Raw genomic sequence first — 566 nt, 5'->3', positions numbered from 1 at the left:
GGCCAGGAGCCCTGCGGGCTCCTGGGCCGAGCGGATCTCAGCCCCGACCCGTCACATCGGCATCGACTGCCCCTGCAGACCTCAGCGCTGGCTTTCGGCCAGAGCCTGATCGAGGTCGGCGAGGATGTCGTCGATATGCTCGATGCCGATGGAGAGGCGCACCATGTCCGGCGTCACCCCCGCCCTGACCAGCTCCTCGTCGTTGAGCTGGCGGTGTGTGGTGGCGGCGGGAATCGACGAGCAGGTCTTGGCATCGCCGATATTGACCAGGCGCAGGATCATGCCCAGGGCGTCGTAGAAGCGCGCGCCGGCCTCGCGGCCGCCCTTGATGCCGAAGCTCAAGATGCCCGAGGCGCGCCCGCCCATGTACTCCTGGGCCAGGGCGTGGTCCTTGTGGCTCTCAAGGCCCGCGTACTTCACCCAGGTCACCGCGTCGTGGCCCTCCAGGTACTCGGCCACCCGCTGGGCGTTGTCGCAGATACGTTCGATGCGCAGCGCCAGGGTTTCGAGCCCCTGCAGCAGGTTCCAGGCGGCCTGGGCGGAGAGCGCCGCCCCCATGTTGCGCA

General features: G+C 68.7%; 1 protein-coding gene. It reads right to left on the bottom strand.

Annotated elements, in window-relative coordinates:
• Positions 1-81: 81 nt before the first annotated feature.
• Positions 82-566, bottom strand: a 485-nt coding sequence (locus DS839_RS36010) for a PLP-dependent transferase (RefSeq protein WP_162919030.1), incomplete at its 5' end; no start/stop codon positions are given.

This window comes from Taklimakanibacter deserti (assembly GCA_003574785.1).
This window is presented reverse-complemented; position numbering and strand designations above follow the sequence as displayed.